The following is a 20,719-nucleotide window of genomic DNA, read 5'->3' on the forward strand; positions in this document are numbered from 1 at the left end:
GCCGCATAGACCCGGACAACGAGCTGGGTCCATGACCGAATTGCTGACTTCTCAAGGAATTCGTGCTCCAGAATTCTGGGCGACTTGTGGACGTGTGCGCTCGGTGCCGCGGGGTCGAAACCCCAGCTCTCGCAGTGGGTAGAAGCGTTGGCGTGTGCCAGGACAACTGACTCCACTTCTCAGGCGCAATGGCCTCGGTGCCGGGACACTTCGCGCTTCAGTCGACTATCACCTCGCGGTAGAGAGCTGGACAAGTTGATGTATCGTTCGTCGCGATTGGAAGGGTGGACGAGCAGTTGAACGACGTAAGCGTCATCGCCGTTGGGATCGATGACTTTGATCCGCGCCTCCGTCGTGAGGCAATGGCATGGTTGACGGTGCGCACAAATGACGGGCTCGAACCGATCAGCCGGCATGACCTGCTTGACTTCACTATTGACGGGTCGATGTTCAGGTTGATGGACCCGACGCGAGGCATCCGCAAGCCCAAAGAGCTTTCATCTGCCCTATCCATTAGCACCACCTATCATCCTCCCGGTGCGAAACCTCGTTACGAGGATCGAGTCGGTTCTGATGGACTCCTGCGCTATAAGTGGTCGACGACCGATCCGAACAACATGGACAACCGCGGTCTCCGCGCGGCGATGAACGAGGGCGTTCCGCTCATCTGGTTCTACGGTGTCGGTCCGAGTCTGTTCCAGCCGATCTACCCGGTGTTCATCGTGGCGGAAGAACCCGAGCAGCACCAGTTTGTCATCGCCACCGAAGTGGCCCGCGATCTGTATCGTCCAGCCTCGCAAGCGGAGGAGCAGCTTCGACGCTACGTAATGGCAGAGACGAAACGCCGGCTCCACCAGCCGGTGTTTCGCGCGACCGTTATGCGTGCGTACGAAACACGCTGCACTGTCTGCGCTCTCGGCCACGGCGAACTTCTGGATGCAGCGCACATCGTGCCTGATTCAGACGACGGCGGTATCGCTGCAGTGACGAACGGGCTTGCTATGTGCAAGATCCACCATGCTGCATACGACGTGCATATTTTGGGGATCACACCCGACCTAGTCGTAGAAATTCGAAAGGACCTTCTCGACGAGATCGATGGTCCGATGCTCGAACACGGCCTGAAAGAACGGCATGGCCAGAAGCTGATGGTGGTCCCACCTGCTCGTGGCGATCGACCCGACCGGGAGCTCTTGTCGCTGAGCTACGAACGGTTTCTCACCGTTGGCTAGCCGTCACAAGGCTTCATATGGTCCGTCGTCATGGATCGGCCATTCGCCTCACTGTGTGGCGGCGTCCAACCGGTGGTCGTGCGATGGGGTGAGCCACCGCACGACCACCTCAGATCACTCGCCTGATGCAGTGGCGCCATCGCGATTGTGGCGGTGAACAGCTGCACGGTGGTGGCCCGGGCTGTTTCACGTGCGGATTCCCATGCGGGGTCCTCGAAGTCTTTGACGGCGGCGTGCACTGCGAGAAGTTCAGTGCGGACCTGGGCGACCGTCGCTGCGACGTAGACACGAATCGCATGGCGGCTCGCCCGTGGCCGCAGAGTCCATGGGACTGGAGAAACCTTCATGGTGCCTTTCCTGCTTGGTTCGGATCGTAGAGGGCAGCGATCGGTGCCGACCCAGCCTGGATCCGGTGGCGGCGCCGCTGCTCGTCGGTCGGGATTGCATTCACCGCGCAAGAACCCTGATCTCCGGTCCCAGGATCATGTCGCATCACTACTTGACGATGACGACCCTGTAGTCGCCCGCCGAGGCTTTCCAGCGATCGCCCTCGCGCAAGGTCAGATATCCCACCGGAGTCTCGTAGACGAGCCGGATCTGGCGCGCCAACTCATCGATGATCTCTTGGTCGCCGACCGCCTGGTACGCGGTGAACAGGGGCTCGTCGCCGTAGCTGGTGGGTATCTGCCGCTGAAGTACAACTTCGCCGCACTTCGTCGCGGTGACCGTCGCGTTCTTGATTGCCATGGACTTTCTCCTTCGGATGGATGGATGGGGTGGGCCAGCATGTGCGGATATGTTCACTCACTGCGGCAGCCGAGAATCCGGAACCGGCCGAACACAATTGCGGCTGCCAGCACGGCGCACACACCGGCGATCACTGCGCAATAGGTAAGCAGCGAGATGGTGAATCCCATCGACCATGCAATCGCCACGCCGATGACAATCGCGGCCAGGGCCGCGACCGGAATCAGGAATGCCAGCGACGTCACCGTTTCCGATCGTCGGGGATCCCCGAGAACCGTCAGCGCACTCCACGCCCCGGCGAGAGCCATCAGATACGCCAGGACACCACTGACGAGATAGATACCGAAGATCAGTGGGTACGGCTCGATCACGATGCCGTTGTCGACACCGACGTAGAGAACCGTGAACAGGAGACCCATGCCTGCAGCAATGCCGACCAATGTGGCCGGCACAATCGCCGCGTACCGTCCGGCGCGCCCCGTCTGCCCCGTTCGTCGGCCCACGCGTGCATCGTGGGGGTGACGTCGTCGCCGGTCACAGCAGAGGGAGGCAAGCCCGCTTCGGCGGCTGCGGTGAGTTCGTTGGACAACTCCTCCGCTAGTTCGCGGCGATCGGTGCGGCGCACCGCCGCTCGCCGCCAGGTGATCTCCGCTTGGCGCAGGATCGACGGGTCGATAGTGAAGCCCGATGCGGCCTTCGAGGTGTTCATCAGGTGCCCTCCCCAGGCATGTTCAGTAGCGCGGTGACCGATGCTGCGACGGCGTTCCATTCAGCCCTGCCGCTGTCGAGAGCCTCGCGTCCTTGCTCAGTGAGTGAGTAGTACTTGCGAGGCGGGCCGGAGGGCGAGGGGCGTTGCTCGGAGCGCACCAGGCTGGCCTTCTCTAGACGCGCCAGCAGTGGATAGGACGATCCCCCGGAGACGAGAAGGTCACGGGCGCCGAGACGTTCGGTGAGTTCGTACCCGTAGAACGGCTGCTCGTCGTCGAGGAGTGCGAGCAGGCAGATGTCGAGCACTCCACGAAGAATCAGGCTGCGCCGTTCAGCTACCATGTTCAGCATGGTAGCTGACGTTGTGACTTCATGCGCACAGCCGCCATTGCCCGGCTGACGCAGAAGTTACGCGCCGGATCGTCAAGGACGAGGCTTGCGCGACGATGTCGCCGACGCCCGCGCAGACATCCGTCGGGATCATCGGCGACGATTTAAGGGGAGGGACAGGCACATGGAATCGGCAGAGATGTTCCGCAAGGACCGCTACAACCGACTGGGAGAGAACGAGTACCGCACAGAGGTCCGGGATCGGCGGGGTCGTGCGTATGACCAGCGGCAGTTCGATCGGTTCGAGGAGCTGTGGCGGGAAGCCGGTAGGCGTCCGAGCTTCCTGGAGTTCTTCGACAAGCAATAATCGACGCTGCACCGTGCAGCCCGCTTTGGTGCTGCGCTCACCCGTACGGGCATCTGACTGCTCGCGGTAGGTACCGCACAACCGGAGAATCCATCACGACGATCGGCCCGCCTGTTCAGGACGGGCCGATCAATTGCGTTGCGTCTAGAACCCGAAGGTCACCATCGCAGGCATCCCCGAGGGTGCAGACCGGTACATGCTCGGGCCTCGTTCTGCGCTGGCGTGGATCATCGACCGGTACCAGGTCAAAACTGACAAGGCGTCCGGGATCATCGACGATCCGAACGACTGGTGTGAGGAGCAGGATAAGCCTCGGTGCATCGTGGTTTAAGGTGCGAGGTTGAGGTGTCGATGTCCTTGTAAGGCGGGCGGTGACCGGGACCTACTTGAGTTGCCTGGCGTGTTCGCGCGCCTCGACGGAAAAGCGGCAGTTGATCTGTCTACATTTGCCGTGGATACCGAAGTGGTGCCCACGGCACAGCGTTTGGGGGAAGTGGACATGCAGGTTTGTCGAACGATGTGCCGGTTCACTCGATCGGGGGAGTGGTGTCCTCAATCAAGTCCTCGGCCTCGAACGATGCCGAGTCCTCCTCGGCATGACCTTCGTCGATATCGCGCTGGACCGGTTTGCCGATCGCGGATTCAACCAACCGGCAAAGTGATTCGCGGCGCTCACGGAAGTATCCGTCGAAGTCGTCCTCGCGGAGTCTGTCGGCCGGAACGAGGTGTGTGGCGAGGACCTGATCCAGCTTCTCGGTGCCGATCTGTGCTCGCTTCTCGATCACTGCCAGATACGTCGAGGGGGCTGATCCGCCGATGGTTCGGTTGGTGCGTGCACTGATCGTGGTTTTGTTGACGATGCTTTCCCGATGCTCGTCATCGATCTCGTTGTCGTTGCACCACTTCTGCGGAAACACGTGGTGGATGTCGACAGCAAGGTCGACGTACTGCACTTTGTCGAGTGCCTTGTCTTCCATCCAATCACGGGCGCCGCCGCCGAGAATCAACGCAGCGAGGCCCTTGTAGGCCGCCGCATTGCGGGTTCGCAGCGAATGGAGCCGGGACTCGGTGAAAGACGCGTCCTGGACCGTTCGCGGCGCAACGTCGCTGGCCCCTGCCGCCCACGCCGGAACCGCCTCGATATCACGGGCGAACCGGGTTTCGATCGCCGACCCGTAGAGCTCACCCAAAACACCACACCAGTACCACCGTGCGAGCCGTTCACGGACTCCGATCAAGTCGGCGTCCTTACCGAGAACGACCTTGATCGCCGCCAAGGGGACGAGCTGCTTGGGATAGGGAATGTCCCGGCGGGCAAAGATGTGCCGATCGGCGAGGAAGGTGGCCGACCAGATGAACGCCTCGCGTAGCGGGTCACGCCACTCCAGGTAGTCCTCCAAGGTCAGCTTCAGAACGTCTTCTCGTTTGGCCGAGATCGCCGGCGGCCGGTCCGAGCTGTCGGCCAGATGACGCTTGCGTGTGGTCAGCATCGTGACCGCTTGGAGGAAGTCTGTGTTCTCCACCGCAGCGAGTGCCGGATAGGACGACCACTTGAGCTGGGTTTCCTTCCAGTCGTCGTTGAGCCGGAAGTCCTCACCTGTCCGGTCGTAATAGTCTGCGTCCCCTGCAAAAACTGCTGTGAGCAGTTCGAACACGTTGAGGGGGAGCCCACCGATGTTGACCTTCTCGAAGACGGTTGCCACCGCGGCCTTGTCGGTGTTCTCGTCCAGCACGATCGCGGGGATGTCATAGGTAGCGGCCGGCTTGATGAACTGTTTGTGGAACTCCTTGCCCAGGGTGGGGTCGTCGAGATCCAGGATCCAGCTCATGTAGTCGCCGTACAGAAGGTTCAGCGGGAAGTACCCTTGCCGGCGCTGCTGGTCGTGATCGGACAGGTCGAGCACAACTTCCTTGTTGAAGTTCGTGCGGATCACCCCATCGCCGGGGATCGAGACCACCGCTTCGTCCACACGATTCTGATCGCTGAGGGCGGTCTCCATGTGGACCAGATACTGGCGATCGAGTAACTTCCCGCGACTGTCCTTGGTTGCGACGACACCGTCACCACTCAACGCCTGCGTCAGGGACGTCAGCCGCTGTTGCCCGTCCAGCAGAAGGAACTTTGCGTCTGTCCCCGGTGCAAGATCAACGCCTTCGATGGGCCGCGGCTTGAATCGGACCTGGCTGTTGCTGGTCTTGAGCAACATTACCGCCCCGAGAGGATGACCGCGCAGCACCGTCACCAGGAGCTGCCGGATTCGCTCGTCCTCCCACTTGTACCCGCGCTGGAAGTCGGGAAGCTGGATCTCACCCGATCGAGTCCATTCGAGGTATTCCCCCAGCTCGTACATCGGGGTCAGGAAGCCCACGGCTGCTCCTCTTCGAAGAAACGTCCCACCGCACCCGCGACCGATCCGGGGCGAATCGAATACGACATTACAACCACGCCACTCGCACCTCCGTGCGCCTCGACGATTTCGGCCTGCCACCCAGGAGGTAGGCGCCGCTACTGCGACAGCCCTGTCGGTGGGGTCGACTACGGTTACGGCCGACATGATCGCAATGCGAGCGGTAGGGGTGGTCCGATGTCCGACTTCAAGAGGAACCCGAACTTCGAAAAGGAACTCGCAAAGCAGGCGCAGGGCGCTATGCAGCGGAGATCGATGCTGTGTACCGCCAGTACAGGGGTCAGTCCGAGTCGACCGTGAAGAGCGCACTGAAGCGAAAACTCGGCAGCGCACTTGTGGAACCTTCGCTGTCGAACATCGCTGAAGCGATCAGCAGAGGCGACAAGATCAACGTTAAACTGTGATCGACTCACGTGTTGTCGGGCTTGCCACCGCCCCCGTGCAGAACTCGTCCGATGCCCTGAGCTACGAAGATTGCATGCTCAGCTAACGAGAGTCTCGGGACCGACGCCGTTTTTTCGCTGCGTCTCTTCTTTGCCGCGATCGCTACGACGCGAGCAGACGATGTACGGCCGGGTTTCTTGTCGAGGGCGAGTTTGCCCCGGGCAGCGTTGATCTGCGCGTCAGTCGCCCTGGGTGCCGTGGTGGTCGCCATCGTGATCCTCCGCTTCGTTACTGCCAGGATTGCCCAGGGCGAGGACCTCATCAAGCACGGTATCGGCGGCGAGGAGTTCATCTCGGCCGGCAAGAGAGCTGGTGATCATCGCCCTGACGAGCTGGACACCGACGTTGGACCGGTGCGGGTTGTCGATATCGAGGGCGAGTTCGGTGGCGTATTGGAACCGGCGCCACTATTCCATTCGTCGGGCTTGCTGCTCTCGGTGTTCGGTGGCGCGGGTGTTGGCCCGCCACACCAGAAAGGCGCTGGTTCCGGCCGCAATCACTGTCAAGACGCTGAGGACGATCTAGACTGTCGGCACCGCGCCAGTATCGCATCGACGACCACCCGTCGTGGTGTCGGTTCACTGGGTACTGGCTGACCAGGAGCAGGCGGCATCGTCCGTGGGCAGCGAGAGTTTATGCTTCCCGGCCTTGAGGTCACGGCGAGGGTTCTTGTGACCGGAATCGCCGAGAATCTTATTGCCTTTACAGCATGGCGCTGTAAGGTGAAAGCATCCATTACATCTATGACACCTGATGCTTTTATGACACTTAAGGCGCGATCATGAGAACCCTGCCTGCACGCAGTGTTGATGCCGAACAGCTCGCTGAGCTCGATAAAGCCCGTGCGGCTCTGCCTGCTGATTCCGAGCTCGCTGAGACGCTCGACTACCTGGCGGATGCTGTTCGTGCCGGCGCAGACGTGACCGTTGTCGACAACGAAGAACGCTTGACACCCAATCGGGCCGCCAAGTTTCTCGGCATGAGTCGAACGCACCTCTACAAGCTTCTCGATGCTGGTGAAATCCCATATGTGATGGTGGGCCGTGACCGGCGTATCGGCATCACCGCTCTGCAGCAGTACCAGGCCCGCATGGAAGCAGACCAGGCCGATCTGGCCTCTCGCTTTGCACATCACGCCAGCCGTCGGGATGCTCTCCTCGACCAGCTCGTGGAACAACCCCAGACCGTGTGACCTCCGTGGCTCTACAGCCACGCCCCGTACCTGTCCGTGACCCACGGCATAATTAGCGGATGGCCTCCCTTCCTCGTCCAACCCTGCGTTGTCTCGAAACTGATCTCACTGAGGAGGGGTGGGCGACCGTGGGTCATCAGCGGTTGGCCCAAAAAGGCATGACCGGCCCGCCGGCGCTCCCGTTGCTTGATCATCCCTTCATTCAGCATGTGGCGGGCAAGTTCGCAGAGCTCAGCGAGGACATACGCAGGGAAACCATCAGCGGTCTGTCGGACCCGAAGTTCTACAAAGCGAAGTCCGGGCGGTGGCGAGGCGCAGTCTATTTCGACAGCGGCGGCCAGGCGTGGCTCGTCGCGTCAGGGTTGCGTCGAGAAGGCGATTACAGCGACTTCTACAGGGAGTTTTGCAGCAACGTCCGTGCCAGGGGGCCGGAACAGTACCTACCTACTCCCGCGGATTTCCGCCGGCTTCATCGCGAGACCGCTGAGGCGAAGCTGCTCACCTGGGAGACAGCGATACATAACGACACCCGGAAGGCATTGGAGCGAGCCAGTGCCTGCCGGACGGCATCCTGGAACCTTGCGACTGTGGATGACAGTGCAACCATCGCCAAGGTCACTGTGCACCATGAGACCCTGGCACCTGACGACGAGGAGCCAGAGGGCTATGGCGAGATCACCGTCGAGGTCGAGATCATCTCGTGGGAACACAACTCGCTCATCGAGCATGCCGAAACCATCGTCCTGTGCGCGATCGATCCCCATGTGACCAGTTGGAAAGCAGCCCACACCACCAGTCGGATGTATTCGCTGTCAGGTACTGCGGCCGAAATCGCTTCCACTACGGCGGAAGCGCTGTGCGTCGACCATGACCACCCACGGGAACCCGTATTGAACGATCAGGCGCACTGGGCATGGGCTCACGAAGGGCGACTCACTCAGAACTACATCGAGGGGCGACCCATCAAAGCTCTTTGCGGCACAGTGTTCGTTCCCACACGCCTCCCGGATGACATGCAGCGTTGTCCCCAATGCGAAGCGGTCTACCGTGCACTTCCCGAGCGATGATCAGTCTTCGGAACCGTGAGCCCATCTCTTGAAGACCTCCAGGTCTGCGGTGAGTTGGATGTGGCCTTCACCGGACCACTCCTGATCAGTATTGGCAGCACTGGCGGTCCACCGGTACTCGAGCGACTCTGCAGAGGAATCCCACGGGACCATGAGGGCGTCGTCCAGTTCGAAGGAGGGGGTTCGGGCGGTCGGCCGGCGCACTTCCCCTGCCTCGATCGTCACCACAACATCGCCATCATGATTCTCGGCCCACGTGTCCGCGCCCCTGACCTGCGCTTGAGTGCGGGTTATGTAGGGGGACAAGTCGATTCGGGTGACGGATATGGGTTCGTGCAACGGCGTCCATATATCCCCCCACTTCTTGGAGGACCGCTCCACTGCGAGAGCGCCCGAGATGACGAGTTCTATCTGAAGTCCTTCCAGGCGAGCGCCGGATTCGACCTCGAAGGAAATCGATGGTGCTGCTGCTGCGGCAATCTCTCGATCGAAGTCGCTGTACTGTTTGCGCACGGACGCGACCCAGTCGTCGATGTCGCTCGGGGACAGTGGCTTACGTAGGTAGATATCGGTGCTGGCCAGGATGGCGGACAGGCCGGGAACGGTCGACTGACTGTTGGTGGCGTTGCGCTTCTCCTCGAATTGTTCTTCGTCCTCGATCGCTTCCGTGACACACGCTTGGATCCACCGGTCGAGTAGCGACAACTTCCAGATTGTGCCGATCGGACGGACGTCGAGTGAGATGGATCGCGCAGACTCCGTATGAGCAGGCCGGGGTGGTTGTGGCCGTTCGTTGACGAACTTCCACAGGATGTCGTCGACCTTGCCTGCGAGTTCCTCCGACGTTCGGTAGGTGGTGTACAGCCCGCGTTCTTCGCTCTCGACCGTCGCACGGAACTGCTTCAGTCTCTGCCACTGCTCAGGCTTGTCCACCACTGAAGTGGGCAGTGCATCGCCCTCCCAGAAGAACAGGTGCACGCTCGCTTCCGCCTCGCGTAGGTCGGCTTCTTCGACGGTGCCGGAGTATTCGTTGCGAGCAGTAGAGCTACCGAGTCGATGTTTGAACACGGCGATCACGATGTCGGCATGGTTGGTGATCTGCTGGTTGATGACCGCCTGGCCGTCCATAGACCGTGTGTAGACGGGAACGGCGTTCTGGAAGTGCTCGGCGGTGAAGAAGAACCTCTGTGACACGGTGTGCGCGCGATTCCACGCTGCAATCGCATGTCGCATCGCCTCGATTTCGTCGAGGGTGTCGGTTGGCCCGGAGAGCATCACGCGCACACCTGTCGCATCGAACGTCACCCGATGAGTGAACCACGGGAGAGCGACACAGGATCGCTACCGCCGCGACTCCGGTCGTCCCGTGCGATGTCCGGAGAAATTCCGACAGGTCGGGCACACTCATCGAGATACTTCAGTGGAAGATGTAACCACCCGTGGCATCACCACGGACTGCAGACGAGGAGGCCACACCAGGTGACGCGGATTTTCGACAACATCGGTCTGGAGACCGCTCTGGGCACGCACCTGCAGCAGACGTTCGCGGTCTCCGAGACGATGGACGTCGCCGTGGGCTATTTCAACCTGCGCGGATGGTCCTCCTTCGATGACCTGGTCAAGCAGAAGATCGCTGCCGACGTAACCGGGCCAGTGGTGCGGATCCTGATCGGCATGGTGATGACCGGCCCGCAGCAGGAAACCCTCGAAGACTTGCAGGCCACAGTGGATGGCACCCCTCGCACCGATGCCGATGCCAATGCGGCCCGCGACCGCAAAGCTCAGTTGCTCGAGCAGCTACGCACGCAGCTGATGCGCGGGATGCCCACCAACGCCGACCGGGCGACGTTGCAGTCGCTGCGGGACCTGCTCGCGTCCGGCGCGGTGGAGATCAAGGTGTTCACCCGCCGGCCGCTGCACGGCAAAACCTACATCTGCCACCGTCAGGACTTGAACAATCCGATCACCGGGTTCGTCGGCTCGTCGAACCTGACGGGTCCGGGGTTGACGTCGAACTACGAGCTCAACGTCGATGTGCTCGAGATCGGTGCAGCGAAGACGCTGGCCCAGTGGTTCGAGGATCGCTGGAGCGACAAGTTCAGCCGGCCCGTGACCACCGATCTGCTCGACCTGCTCGATGAGTCGTGGGTACGCAAAGAGCCCCGCCGACCGTACGAGGTGTTCCTGAAGGTCTGCTACGACCTGTCCCGCGATGTGCGCGAAGGCTTGGCCGAATACTCGGTACCCACCGAGATCCGCAAACAACTGCTCGAATACCAAGCCACAGCGGTGCAGACCCTGGCGCGGCGGATCATGACCCGCGGCGGCACCATGCTCGGCGACGTGGTCGGTCTCGGCAAGACGCTCACGGCGATCGCGGTGGCGTTGATGCTGCGCGACGAGCACGGATTCATGCCGCTGGTGGTGTGCCCGAAGAACCTGGTGTCGATGTGGGAAGAGCACTTCGAGGCCTACGACCTGCACGGCCGGGTCGTGCCGTACAGCATGGCGCACCGGATCCTGCCGGAGTTGCGGCGCTACGCGTTCGTCATCGTCGACGAATCACACACCCTGCGCAACGAGAACCGGCGCGACTACCAGGAGATCCAGCGCTATATCCAGGACAACGACAGCAAGGTCCTGCTGCTCACGGCCACGCCGTACAACATCCGTTTCCGCGACGTCGCCAACCAACTCGGCTTGTATCTCGATGACGACGACGATCTCGGTATCGCTCCGAGCAATGCGATCGCCGCCGATCCTCGGTTCGTCGACAAGGTCGACGGCAAGACCACCACGATGGCAGCATTCCGCCGTTCTGAGGACCCGGACGACTGGAAGCGGCTGATGAGCGAGCATCTGGTGCGGCGCACCCGCACGTTCGTCAAAAACAACTTTTCGCTCATCGACGAGGACGGCAACCCGTACCTCGAGTTCTCCAACGGGTACCGGTTCACGTTCCCTCAACGCATCCCGAAGCCGGTCGATCATTCCTTCGGACCGGACGATCCAGCAGCGATCATGGCCAGCGACGCCACGCTGGACGCGCTCACCGCACTGGTCCTGCCGCGCTACGAACTCGGCAACTACATCTCCCCGACCGCCCTCCTCAGCGAGGCCGAGCGGGAGTTCGTCGACAACCTCACCCGCGGCCGCGGCCAGGTGGCGGGGTTCGTGCGCACCACCTTCTACAAGCGCCTGTCCTCATGCGGGCACTCGTTCACCTTGTCGCTGCAACGCCACATCGCCCGCAACGAGCTGTTCGCCTACGCCATCGACCAAGGTCTGGCGATCCCGACCGGCACCATCGTCGACACCAACTTCGCTTCAGGCGACGACGAGGATCCCACCAACGACGACCTCGCCGCCGGCGAACGTCTCGGGGACGATGCGTCCCGCCGTTACGAAGCCCTCGTCGCCGCCGATCCGAACTCGGTGACCTGGGTGAGGCCGGAGATCTTCACCCCGGCCCTGCGTCAGGACCTCGACCGCGACACCACCGCTCTGCGGGGTCTGCTCGACTCGTACGGCGGCTGGGACACCGCCCGTGACTCCAAACTCGCCGCCCTGGTAGCGCTGCTCACCAAGGTTCATCCGGACGAGAAGGTGCTGGTATTCACCGAGTACAAGGACACCGCCGACTACATCGGCACAGCCTTGCAGGCCGCCGGTATCGACGAGGTCGGGGTGGCCACCGGCGAAAGCGAAGACCCGACCGCGCTGGCACATCGCTTCTCCCCGCGATCCAACGCCCTGCCCGGTCAGGAACACCACGAGATCGACAACGAACTGCGCATCCTGATTGCCACCGATGTGCTCAGCGAAGGCCAGAACCTGCAGGACGCGCACATCGTGGTCAACTACGACCTGCCATGGGCGATCATCCGCCTGATCCAGCGCGCCGGCCGCGTCGACCGCGTGGGCCAGGATGCCGACACGGTCCTGCTGTACTCGTTCTTCCACGAATCGGTCGACACCGTCATCTCCCTGCGCCAACGCATCAGCGACCGGCTGCACGCCAACGCCGAAGCGTTCGGCTCCGACGAGCAGTTCTTCGGCACCGACACCGAAGTCCGCGCCATCACCGACCTGTACAACGGCACCCTCGACGACCAGGACAACACCGACGACGTCGATGCCTCGAGCCTGGCCTATCAACGCTGGCACGAAGCCGAGAAGAACGACCCCGACCTTGCCAAGAAGATCGCCGCCTTGCCGGACATGATCTCCGCAACCCGAGCCCGTCGCCTCAGCGACCGCGCCGACGGAGTGCTCTGCTACGTACGCACCGACTCCGGCATCGACGGCTTCGGCGAAGCCACCCTCGACGAACAGACGCGGCTGCTCACCGGCCACGAGGTCCTGCGCGCCTTCGAAGCCACCCCGGAAGAACTCGGCCTCGAACACCACGAGCAGCACGATGAGCTGCTCGAACACCTCGTGCGCGGCCCGTTGGCCACCCCACAGATCGCAGCCGGCAGGCTGCGTGGAGTCCGCCGCACCCTATGGCGACGGCTCGGCGAGACATTGAACAACTACAGCGCCGACACCCAGGCCGCCCTCGACGAGCTGTATCAGCACCCGTTGACCAAGTACGCCGAACAACGCCTGCGTAAAGCAGTGCGTTCCGGGGCAAGCGACGAGGACCTGGCCACCCGCATCACCGCCCTGCACCGCGACGGGGACCTCGTCATCGCATCGAGGACCGGGAAAGACCCGATCCGCATCGTGTCCAGCATGGGAGTTCGTTCATGACCGAGAATCGTCTACTCGACCTCGTCGACCACCGCGACTTCCGCACCCTGTTCATCGACGAACTTGGCTGGAACAACCCCGACCGGCCCGACCTGTCGGTCGAGGTCGATGACGAGACCTTCACGTTGCACGAGGTCGCTGGCTATAAGGGCTTGCGGATCTGGCACTGCCCGGTCCTACCGCCGCGGAAGACCCAGCGGCAGATCGACGTGTTGGTCGGACGGGACAACCAGGAACGCCTGGTTATCTTCACCAACGAGCACAAGCAGGAATGGCGCTGGCCCCGGCGCGCTCAGCTCGGCAGCGCCAACGCCAAACTCCTTGTCCACGAACACATCGTCGGCGACCGCAGCACTCACCTCACGCAGCGCCTGCAAGCGATCGAGCTCGACTTCGACGAAGACATCTCACTCGTCGCACTGCTCGACAAGATGCGAGATGCGTTCGACCACGAAGCCGAAACCGCATCCGTCGCTGCCGCTCGTCTCATGGGCGCCCTCTACACCGAGCTCGAAGCCTGCGGGGTAGGGGAACACGACGCCACACTGCTGCTCGCCCGCTTGCTGTTCCTGCTGTTCGGCGACGACGCGGACATGTGGAAACCCGAAGGACTGTTCGAGAAGTATGTGCGCGAGCAAACCACGGCTGACAGCCTCCGCACCGATCTGCAAGCACTATTCGACGTCCTCGACACCGAGGAGCAGAAGCGTGATCTTCCCGCGGACAGCCCATACGCACCGTTCCGGTACATCAACGGTGGGCTCTTTAAGGACGCGGTGCGACTCCCTCACCTGAACTCGGCATTTCGAGACGCTCTACTCAAGGCATGCGAGTTTGATTGGTCGATTATCTCACCAGCGGTCTTCGGCTCGATGTTTCAAACGGTCAAGAGCAAGGAAGCTCGGCGCACTGGCGGTGAGCATTACACCACCGAGGAAAACATCCTCAAGACAATCCGTCCGTTGTTCCTCGACGAGTATCGGGACCGCTTTGAACGAGCCAAGGACGACAAAGCTCATCTGACCAAGCTGCATAACGAACTCGGACGGCTCCGGTTCCTCGATCCTGCATGTGGGTGCGGCAACTTCCTCATCGTCGCCTACCGCGAACTGCGTGCGCTCGAACTCGAGATTCTTCAACACCGCCGCGACTTGGACATGTCTGAAGCAGCTTCGAGGAAGGTCCAAAGAGCACAGCTCAGCCTTGACGTCACGGGCGACATCAAAGTCACCCTCGACCACTTCTACGGCATAGAGCTCGAAGAATGGCCGGCGCGGATCGCAGAGACAGCCATGCTGCTCGTGGACCACCTCGCGAACCAGAACATGGCACAAGAATTTGGAGTCTCTCCTGATCGTCTTCCAATTCGGATTGCGCCGAACATTAAACACGGGAACGCTTTACAAATAATCTGGGAAAGACTTCTACCGCCAAGCAATGATGTAATTATATTCGGGAACCCGCCATTCAGTGGGCAGCATCGAAAGACTCCAGAACAAACCGCAGACGCCAAAGCGGTATGGGGAAATAGATACAGTGGCTACTTGGACTATGTGACTTGCTGGTACGCGAAAACGATCGACTACTACCAGCAGTTAGACGCCCGATGGGCTTTCGTATCCACTAACTCGATCTGTCAAGGAGAACCCGTAGAATTCTTATGGCGCCCGATCCTCGAATCCGGATGGCGTTGTAGATTTGCCCACAGAACCCTTCTCTGGTCCACAGAGTCGAAAGATGGCGCCGCAGTCCATGTGTCTATTTTGGGTTTTGACAGAAGAAAAACACCGAGGCCTATCCTCTGGCATTACGGAGAAGGCGGGAAAAGCAAAGGAACATCGACGGAAGTGGTACGAATAAATCCGTACCTAGTGGACGGTCCCAACGTTCTTGTCAGTAACCGTTCTACGCCATTAAGTCTGTCCTTGACCTCTGCTGGATATGGCAGCAAGCCAACGGACGGCGGGAACTTAGTAGTGACGCCCGAGGAATTCGACACCGTCTCCTCCGACCCAATTGCCGCTAGGTACCTCAAGAGGTTCATAGGAGCCAGGGAGCTCCTTCACGACACGGCGAGGTGGTGCCTATGGCTGGTGGATGCCACGGACGGGGATGTCGCCGACAGCCCAGTGTTGAGCGAACGTGTCACGGCAGTGAAATCGTTTCGGGAATCCAGTAAGAAGGTAGCCACCAGGCGGAAAGCATCGACGCCGCACCTTTTTGATGAAAGACGTCACAATAACATCAGATCTCTTGGGATACCGGAGGTATCCAGCGAAAGAAGGCGCTATCTTCCCACTAGGCTTCTAAGTGAAGACGAGGTGGCAAGTAACAAGGTCTACAGGGTAACGGACCCGGATGGATTCACCCTCGGGATACTATCCTCCTCAATGTTCATGACCTGGATGAAGACAGTCGGCGGTCGACTCAAGTCAGACTTGAGCTTTTCCAATACCTTCACGTACAACAATTTCCCGCTACCCGAAGTCAGCAAGAAGGAAAGGCGGGAGATCGCTTCCGCCGCAGCATCGATAATGCAGGTTCGTGAATCCTACCCGGAATGGTCCCTAGCTCGCTTGTATGATCCTGCCGCTATGCCCGCCGATCTTTTGGACGCACACCGTTTCCTTGACGAGATCGTCGATAGTTTGTTCGGAATAAAAAAAACTAACTCCCTAGAAGAACGCCAGAAGGCACTTTTCCGCTTCTACGCAAAAATGACAGGTTTAGAACCCTCTACTTAATAGTTCCTTCCATAATGAATCTGGGAGGCAGCTGACAGGAGTAGGCGCACAGCCGTTGATCTGTCAGTCGCAGAGATGCCGGTACAGCGTGGTGCGCCCGACACCGAGGATCTCGGCGATTTCGGACTGCGCCATGCCTCCCTCACGCATCTTCTTCGCCTGCCGAATCTTGTTGGGGGTCATTTTCGGTGGCCGGCCCCCGGTGCGGCCGCGGACTCGGGCTGCGGACAGTCCGACCTGGGTGCGTTCACGGATGAGGTTGCGCTCGAATTCGGCGATCGCGCCGAAGATCGAAAAGATCAGTCGCCCACCGGAGGTGGTGGTGTCGATGGCTTCGGTCAACGACCGCAGGCCCACCCCGCGGGCTTCGAGATCTTCGACGACCTGCAGAAGATGAGGAAGAGATCTGCCCAGCCGGTCGAGCCGCCACACCACCAGGGTGTCGCCGGCGCGCAGGTGGGTGAACAGGTCGGTCAGTTCCGGTCGGGCGGTCGTCGCCCCGCTCGCAGTCTCTGTCCAGATCCTCGAGCATCCGGCGACGCGCAGGGCGTCGCTCTGCGCGTCGAGGTGCTGATCGGTGGTCGAGACCCTCGCATAGCCCAAAAGTTCGCTCACAGGACGACAGTGTTCCAGAACTCACCGACAACCCGATTTTTGCAACATCAGTTTTGGACACGAGTTTTGCAACATGGTCGCCGCAGGTCGGCCGATTCAGGCTGCGCCTCTCGTTGGATGTTTCAAATACGTTCGTTTTTGATCATCGACGAAAGAGGACCGACCTCACCACACCACCTGGAGCGACGATGTTTCAAGTCTCACCCGACTTGGCTCACTCCGAAGTGAAAAATCAGGTCGCAGCCCCCTGACCAGTGTCTTCTGGGTTCAGAAAGGCCGATTTCACGCACTAACGAGGGCCGGTTTACGCTCGCTGTGTGGCGTTTATCAGGCGAGTACGCACTAAATTCGGGGCCACCGCCGTGCAGGTCGCCCGCTACACCGGCGGCCGACAGGAAATCGTCAAACACATCGGATCCGCCCACACCGAAGTCGAACTCGGGGTGCTGCTCGAACAGGCACGAGACTGGCTCGAACCCGAACAACAGGCCCTCGACCTGGGCGTTGTCCCGCAACTGCCGGTCGACGACGTCCTGCCCACCGGCCAGGGCGCGCTGTTGCCGGCCCCGCAAGAGCAACCGGTCGTCGACAGGCCGGGCAGGACCGAAACCACCGCGTCGGTGCTGCTGCGGCAGGTCCTACACGCCGCCTACGAGCAGCTCGGATTCGATCGGATCGACGACGCGGTGTTCCGGGACCTGGTGATCGCCCGCATCGTCGAACCCGGCTCGAAGCTCGACGTCGGCCGGGTACTGCGCGATCTCGGCGCCGACCCACCGAGCTACGCCACCATCAAACGACACCTGCGATGGATCATTGACCGCAACTACCGCGCCGCGATCGCCGAACAGTGCTTTGCCTATGCCGCCGAAACCGGCGGCCTGAGCCTTCTGCTCTACGACGTCGCCACCTTGTACTTCGAAGCCGAAAAGGAGGATGACCTGCGGAAAGTAGGCTACTCGAAAGAGCGTCGGGTCGACCCTCAGATCGTCGTAGGGCTGCTCGTGGATCGCACCGGATTCCCTTTGGAGATCGGTTGTTTCGAAGGCAACCACGCCGAAACCCGCACCATCGTCCCGATCGTGCGCCAGTTCCAGGCCCGGCACGAGATCGAGGGTGTGGAGATGGTCGTTGCTGCCGATGCCGGGATGCTGTCCGCCTCGAATCTGACGGACCTCGATACCGCCGGCCTGAAATTCGTCGTCGGATCCCGCGTCACGAAAGCTCCCGGAGATCTTGCCTCCCACTTCCATTGGAACGGAAACGCCTTCACCGGCGGGCAGATCATCGACACCATCACGCCACGGCACGGACGTTCGGTGGTCAACAACGTCCGAACACGCGCCGAACCCGTGTGGAGTCCAACAGAACATCCGAATGCGTGGCGGGCGGTGTGGCAGTACTCGACCACACGGGCAGCGCGTGATCAGAAGACGTTGAACGCGAAGGAAGCCCGCGCCCGCGCCATCGTCGATGGTGACGCCGCCCCGAAGTCGACACGGTTCGTCAAGACCACTGCGAAAGGCCGCAGCTTGGACACTGCTTCACTCGAGCGAGCTCGATCATTGTCGGGCCTCAAAGGCTATGTCACGAATATTCCTGTATCACTGATGGATTCGAGTGATGTGATCGCCAAGTATCACGATTTGTGGCGTGTGGAGCAGTCGTTCCGGATGTCCAAGACCGATTTACGGGCACGGCCGATCTTTCATCGCACCAAGGACTCGATCGAGGCGCACCTGACCATTGTGTTCGCGGCGTTGGCGATCTCGCGTCTGGTCCAGGACCGTACCGGGTTGGCGATCGGCAACGTCGTCAAGAAGCTTCGGCCGCTGCGCTCTGCGACCATCGCGATCAACGGCGTCCGACACACGTTCCCGCCCGAAATCGATCCTGAAATCCGCGATCTTTTGGATCGGATTTCAGGCCCGGAGTTCACGCACTAACGAAATGAGCCAACTCGGGAGCGACGATGTTTCAAGTCTCATGTCCCTTGACGGAAGACGACTGCATTTTTCAGAAGACCGCTGCGCGCTCGGCGGAAGTATCATTGCCGTGTCGTTCTTTGTCTGGAAGCCGCGCGACACCAAGGCTGGAACGGTGGACGTCCGCAGCGCTCAACGACATACAAAAAGCCATCGCACGCAAGCCGAAAGGAGCCAGCGTCTCCATGACCGCCATCGCCGACACTCAGGTCACCGCGCAGTCGTTTTCTGAAACTGACAGTGACTGAATCCGGCACTGTCGATTTATCCAGGGGATGAAGTGGTCCTTAGCCCTCTTCCCTCTTCGGTTCCGGGTAGAAGCCAGACCTCTCGGCGTCCCCAGCTGCGCCACCAAAGAAGTACTCGCGACTCCCATCTGGGAGCGGGGACACGGGTGACTTGTTTTCAAGAATCAGCGACTGACCTTGGAAGTCGTTCTGAAGGTAAGCGTAGAACGCGTCGACCACGTTGGTGCTGATCGTCTCGTCCTCCCCACTCGGCTCGGGGTCGTCGGCCTGTCGATAGCTGACGATCGGCGAATCCAGGATGACGAATCCGGGGTGCGGGTAGTCGCGACGCAGGCAGTATTCGGCGAGTGCCACGTTGAAGAGCGCGTGGAGGATGGAGCGAACGCCTTTCCCTCGCACTCGGCGAACACGCTGGTCGACCATCAAATCGCGCTCGTTGGTCGAGTAGCTCACTGCGCTGCCGGGGAACGACCACTGTTGCAGAACCTGCCGAGCGACCTCATTGAACTGGTTAAGGTCGCTGGCGACGATCGGCACCTCCGTCGACGTCTTTGGCTTCTCAACTTGTGCGGTAGTCTCCCGCAGGATGTAGAAGTCCGCGAGACGAGAATGCGCATCGATCTCTCGTTCGACACGCGACCGCGTCTCCAGGAGCTGAGCAAGATCGCTTCCGGGAGTCTTGATCTCGACGTCTAGCTGTCGAATCTCCGAAGTGAGCCGCATGTCTTCGTCAGTGAGCGATCTGGAGCGTGTTCCGATCTCCTGCAGTTCGGCCTGGACCGCGCCGATGGTCTGATCAAGGCCAGTTCGCAGCGCGAAGATCTTGGACTGTTCCGATGTGATGGCGGAAGCGAATGTCGTTGCCTCGGTCGGATCGGTTGGGGCGTCTGGCCAGTGCTGATGGTCGGGCTCGGCTCCGCAGAAAGGACAACTTCCTTCGTCGTCCACCGCAAACAGGTCGGTAGCTTGTGCAAGCATTTCTAGTCGCGAGAGGTCTGAGTCGTATTGCGTGCGTAGGAGGCCGAACCGTGAGCTAAGGCTCATTAGTTCGTTGTGTCGCTCGCGTAGTTCCGCCAACGTGCTTGTGTTGGCGGAGCGTTGAAGTACTAGTCCGTTGCGCCTGGAACTGACGCCGTTGATAGATGTGCTTGTTTCGCGCAGAGAGATGTTGAGGCGAGCGAGTTGGTCGCGGAGCTGATCTGGCGGCGCGGAGTCAGCGAGTTCGTCTTCGAGTCTCGCGATGACCTGATCTACAAGCTCGAGTTTGTTTGCAGATATCTTCTTCAGATCTGCAGGCTTCGGAATGGGAGTCAGACCAGCATCGTCATCGCCTTCGATGAACAGCCTGAAGATGGCCGCCTCGACGGGGCGGTCCCCGTACTGACCAAACTCGACGGGCGATTGCTTGGCGAGAATGGTCTCTTCATCTACGGTGGCAAGCCGGATGACGTCTCGCCACTCCAGCATGCGTGTTTCGTTGTACTGGCTCCTTCGAACCAATTGCTCGTCGAGTCCAATACATGAAAGGAGATACCGAGAAACGCTCCGCGGATCTTTGGATACGTGTTGCGCTTTCAGATATTCCGGCGCAGGTTCTGTAGATAGTTCACGAATGTCCCCGTCGAAGAGGCCGATAGAGCCGCCCGTCAAGTCACGGACGAGCGTTACCGTGCCGACACCTGCGACGTGGAGCCCGAGGTGGACGTATTGGTACCCCTTTCCTTCGTCTGGGACCTCAATCTTCTTGGCAAGTCCGAACGAGTAGCGAATGAGGTCGAAAACATGGGACTTTCCGGTGTCTGAAGCACCATGAATGACCGTGAGGCGCTCACCGAATTCGACGGTGGCCGGAGTCCGGTCGTTGCCTACCACGGTGA

Annotated in this window: 17 protein-coding genes and 1 pseudogene; 10 read left to right on the forward strand and 8 right to left on the reverse strand. The window is 60.7% G+C overall.

From position 1 onward, the window contains the following. The first annotated feature begins 284 nt into the window (after window positions 1–284). Window positions 285–1,232, forward strand: coding sequence for an HNH endonuclease (locus ACFWCF_RS12550; protein ID WP_378561539.1), 948 nt, complete (start codon window positions 285–287; stop codon window positions 1,230–1,232). 495 nt (window positions 1,233–1,727) lie between these two features. Here the strand turns inward: ACFWCF_RS12550 and ACFWCF_RS12555 are convergent, their stop codons facing one another. Genes ACFWCF_RS12555 through ACFWCF_RS12570 form a run of 4 tightly spaced genes read right to left on the reverse strand, consistent with a single transcriptional unit; the run spans window position 1,728 to window position 3,029 of the window. After that, window positions 1,728–1,979, reverse strand: coding sequence for a hypothetical protein (locus ACFWCF_RS12555; protein ID WP_378561542.1), 252 nt, complete (start codon window positions 1,977–1,979; stop codon window positions 1,728–1,730). 53 nt (window positions 1,980–2,032) lie between these two features. After that, window positions 2,033–2,398, reverse strand: a complete 366-nt coding sequence (locus ACFWCF_RS12560) for a hypothetical protein (RefSeq protein WP_378561545.1) — start codon at window positions 2,396–2,398, stop codon at window positions 2,033–2,035. Then, the gene (locus ACFWCF_RS12565) at window positions 2,347–2,688 is read right to left on the reverse strand and encodes a hypothetical protein (RefSeq protein ID WP_378561548.1); all 342 of its coding nucleotides are present in this window, start codon (window positions 2,686–2,688) and stop codon (window positions 2,347–2,349) included. Before ACFWCF_RS12565 ends, ACFWCF_RS12560 begins: the two co-directional genes overlap by 52 nt. After that, entirely contained in the window at window positions 2,688–3,029 is a 342-nt protein-coding gene (locus tag ACFWCF_RS12570; RefSeq protein WP_378561551.1) for a PadR family transcriptional regulator, read from the reverse strand. Before ACFWCF_RS12570 ends, ACFWCF_RS12565 begins: the two co-directional genes overlap by 1 nt. A 172-nt stretch (window positions 3,030–3,201) precedes the next feature. Between ACFWCF_RS12570 and ACFWCF_RS12575 the strand changes: the two genes are divergently transcribed. Both ACFWCF_RS12575 and ACFWCF_RS12580 read left to right on the forward strand, forming a co-directional pair. Beyond that, complete coding sequence (locus tag ACFWCF_RS12575) at window positions 3,202–3,384, forward strand: hypothetical protein (protein WP_378561554.1); 183 nt, start codon at window positions 3,202–3,204, stop codon at window positions 3,382–3,384. A gap of 148 nt (window positions 3,385–3,532) precedes the next feature. Beyond that, window positions 3,533–3,715, forward strand: a pseudogene (locus ACFWCF_RS12580) (type ISP restriction/modification enzyme); the annotation flags it as partial. Between the two features lie 196 nt (window positions 3,716–3,911). Here ACFWCF_RS12580 and ACFWCF_RS12585 read toward each other — a convergent pair. Next, window positions 3,912–5,753 (reverse strand): DUF262 domain-containing protein, encoded by a 1,842-nt coding sequence (locus ACFWCF_RS12585; protein ID WP_378561557.1) that lies wholly within the window; start codon window positions 5,751–5,753, stop codon window positions 3,912–3,914. Window positions 5,754–6,433: 680 nt separating this feature from the next. On the opposite strand from ACFWCF_RS12585, the gene ACFWCF_RS12590 reads away from it, so the two are divergent. From ACFWCF_RS12590 to ACFWCF_RS12600, 3 genes are all read left to right on the forward strand, one after another. Then, entirely contained in the window at window positions 6,434–6,832 is a 399-nt protein-coding gene (locus tag ACFWCF_RS12590; protein ID WP_378561560.1) for a hypothetical protein, read from the forward strand. A 185-nt stretch (window positions 6,833–7,017) separates the two neighbouring features. Then, window positions 7,018–7,428 (forward strand): excisionase family DNA-binding protein, encoded by a 411-nt coding sequence (locus tag ACFWCF_RS12595; RefSeq protein WP_378561563.1) that lies wholly within the window; start codon window positions 7,018–7,020, stop codon window positions 7,426–7,428. Between the two features lie 59 nt (window positions 7,429–7,487). After that, on the forward strand, window positions 7,488–8,495 hold the full coding sequence (locus ACFWCF_RS12600) for a DUF3039 domain-containing protein (protein WP_378561566.1): 1,008 nt from the start codon (window positions 7,488–7,490) through the stop codon (window positions 8,493–8,495). On the opposite strand, the gene ACFWCF_RS12605 is transcribed toward ACFWCF_RS12600, so the two are convergent. Then, the gene (locus tag ACFWCF_RS12605) at window positions 8,496–9,800 is read right to left on the reverse strand and encodes a hypothetical protein (protein ID WP_378561569.1); all 1,305 of its coding nucleotides are present in this window, start codon (window positions 9,798–9,800) and stop codon (window positions 8,496–8,498) included. A gap of 174 nt (window positions 9,801–9,974) precedes the next feature. On the opposite strand from ACFWCF_RS12605, the gene ACFWCF_RS12610 reads away from it, so the two are divergent. Next, window positions 9,975–13,250, forward strand: a complete 3,276-nt coding sequence (locus ACFWCF_RS12610; protein ID WP_378561572.1) for a helicase-related protein — start codon at window positions 9,975–9,977, stop codon at window positions 13,248–13,250. Further along, complete coding sequence (locus tag ACFWCF_RS12615) at window positions 13,247–15,994, forward strand: class I SAM-dependent DNA methyltransferase (protein WP_378561575.1); 2,748 nt, start codon at window positions 13,247–13,249, stop codon at window positions 15,992–15,994. Before ACFWCF_RS12610 ends, ACFWCF_RS12615 begins: the two co-directional genes overlap by 4 nt. A 63-nt stretch (window positions 15,995–16,057) precedes the next feature. Here ACFWCF_RS12615 and ACFWCF_RS12620 read toward each other — a convergent pair whose 3' ends face one another. Then, window positions 16,058–16,609, reverse strand: a complete 552-nt coding sequence (locus tag ACFWCF_RS12620) for a recombinase family protein (RefSeq protein WP_378561578.1) — start codon at window positions 16,607–16,609, stop codon at window positions 16,058–16,060. Window positions 16,610–16,926: 317 nt separating this feature from the next. On the opposite strand from ACFWCF_RS12620, the gene ACFWCF_RS12625 reads away from it, so the two are divergent. Together ACFWCF_RS12625 and ACFWCF_RS12630 are read left to right on the forward strand one after the other, a co-directional pair. After that, the gene (locus ACFWCF_RS12625; RefSeq protein ID WP_378561581.1) at window positions 16,927–18,555 is read left to right on the forward strand and encodes an IS1634 family transposase; all 1,629 of its coding nucleotides are present in this window, start codon (window positions 16,927–16,929) and stop codon (window positions 18,553–18,555) included. 47 nt (window positions 18,556–18,602) lie between these two features. Beyond that, complete coding sequence (locus ACFWCF_RS12630) at window positions 18,603–18,842, forward strand: hypothetical protein (RefSeq protein ID WP_378561584.1); 240 nt, start codon at window positions 18,603–18,605, stop codon at window positions 18,840–18,842. Window positions 18,843–18,881: 39 nt separating this feature from the next. Here the strand turns inward: ACFWCF_RS12630 and ACFWCF_RS12635 are convergent, their stop codons facing one another. After that, complete coding sequence (locus tag ACFWCF_RS12635; protein ID WP_378561587.1) at window positions 18,882–20,714, reverse strand: hypothetical protein; 1,833 nt, start codon at window positions 20,712–20,714, stop codon at window positions 18,882–18,884. Window positions 20,715–20,719: the final 5 nt, after the last annotated feature.

Source organism: Rhodococcus sp. NPDC060090, from assembly GCF_042729855.1.
In the GTDB taxonomy this organism is placed as follows: domain Bacteria; phylum Actinomycetota; class Actinomycetes; order Mycobacteriales; family Mycobacteriaceae; genus Rhodococcus.

Bases quoted from the DNA above. Each gene is read 5' to 3' on its own strand.
- ACFWCF_RS12555 (WP_378561542.1), bottom strand. From the start codon at position 1,979: ATGGCAATCAAGAACGCGACGGTCACCGCGACGAAGTGCGGCGAAGTT.
- ACFWCF_RS12560 (WP_378561545.1), bottom strand. From the start codon at position 2,398: ATGGGTCTCCTGTTCACGGTTCTCTACGTCGGTGTCGACAACGGCATC.
- ACFWCF_RS12565 (WP_378561548.1), bottom strand. From the start codon at position 2,688: ATGAACACCTCGAAGGCCGCATCGGGCTTCACTATCGACCCGTCGATC.
- ACFWCF_RS12570 (WP_378561551.1), bottom strand. From the start codon at position 3,029: ATGGTAGCTGAACGGCGCAGCCTGATTCTTCGTGGAGTGCTCGACATC.
- ACFWCF_RS12575 (WP_378561554.1), top strand. From the start codon at position 3,202: ATGGAATCGGCAGAGATGTTCCGCAAGGACCGCTACAACCGACTGGGA.
- ACFWCF_RS12595 (WP_378561563.1), top strand. From the start codon at position 7,018: ATGAGAACCCTGCCTGCACGCAGTGTTGATGCCGAACAGCTCGCTGAG.
- ACFWCF_RS12600 (WP_378561566.1), top strand. From the start codon at position 7,488: ATGGCCTCCCTTCCTCGTCCAACCCTGCGTTGTCTCGAAACTGATCTC.
- ACFWCF_RS12615 (WP_378561575.1), top strand. From the start codon at position 13,247: ATGACCGAGAATCGTCTACTCGACCTCGTCGACCACCGCGACTTCCGC.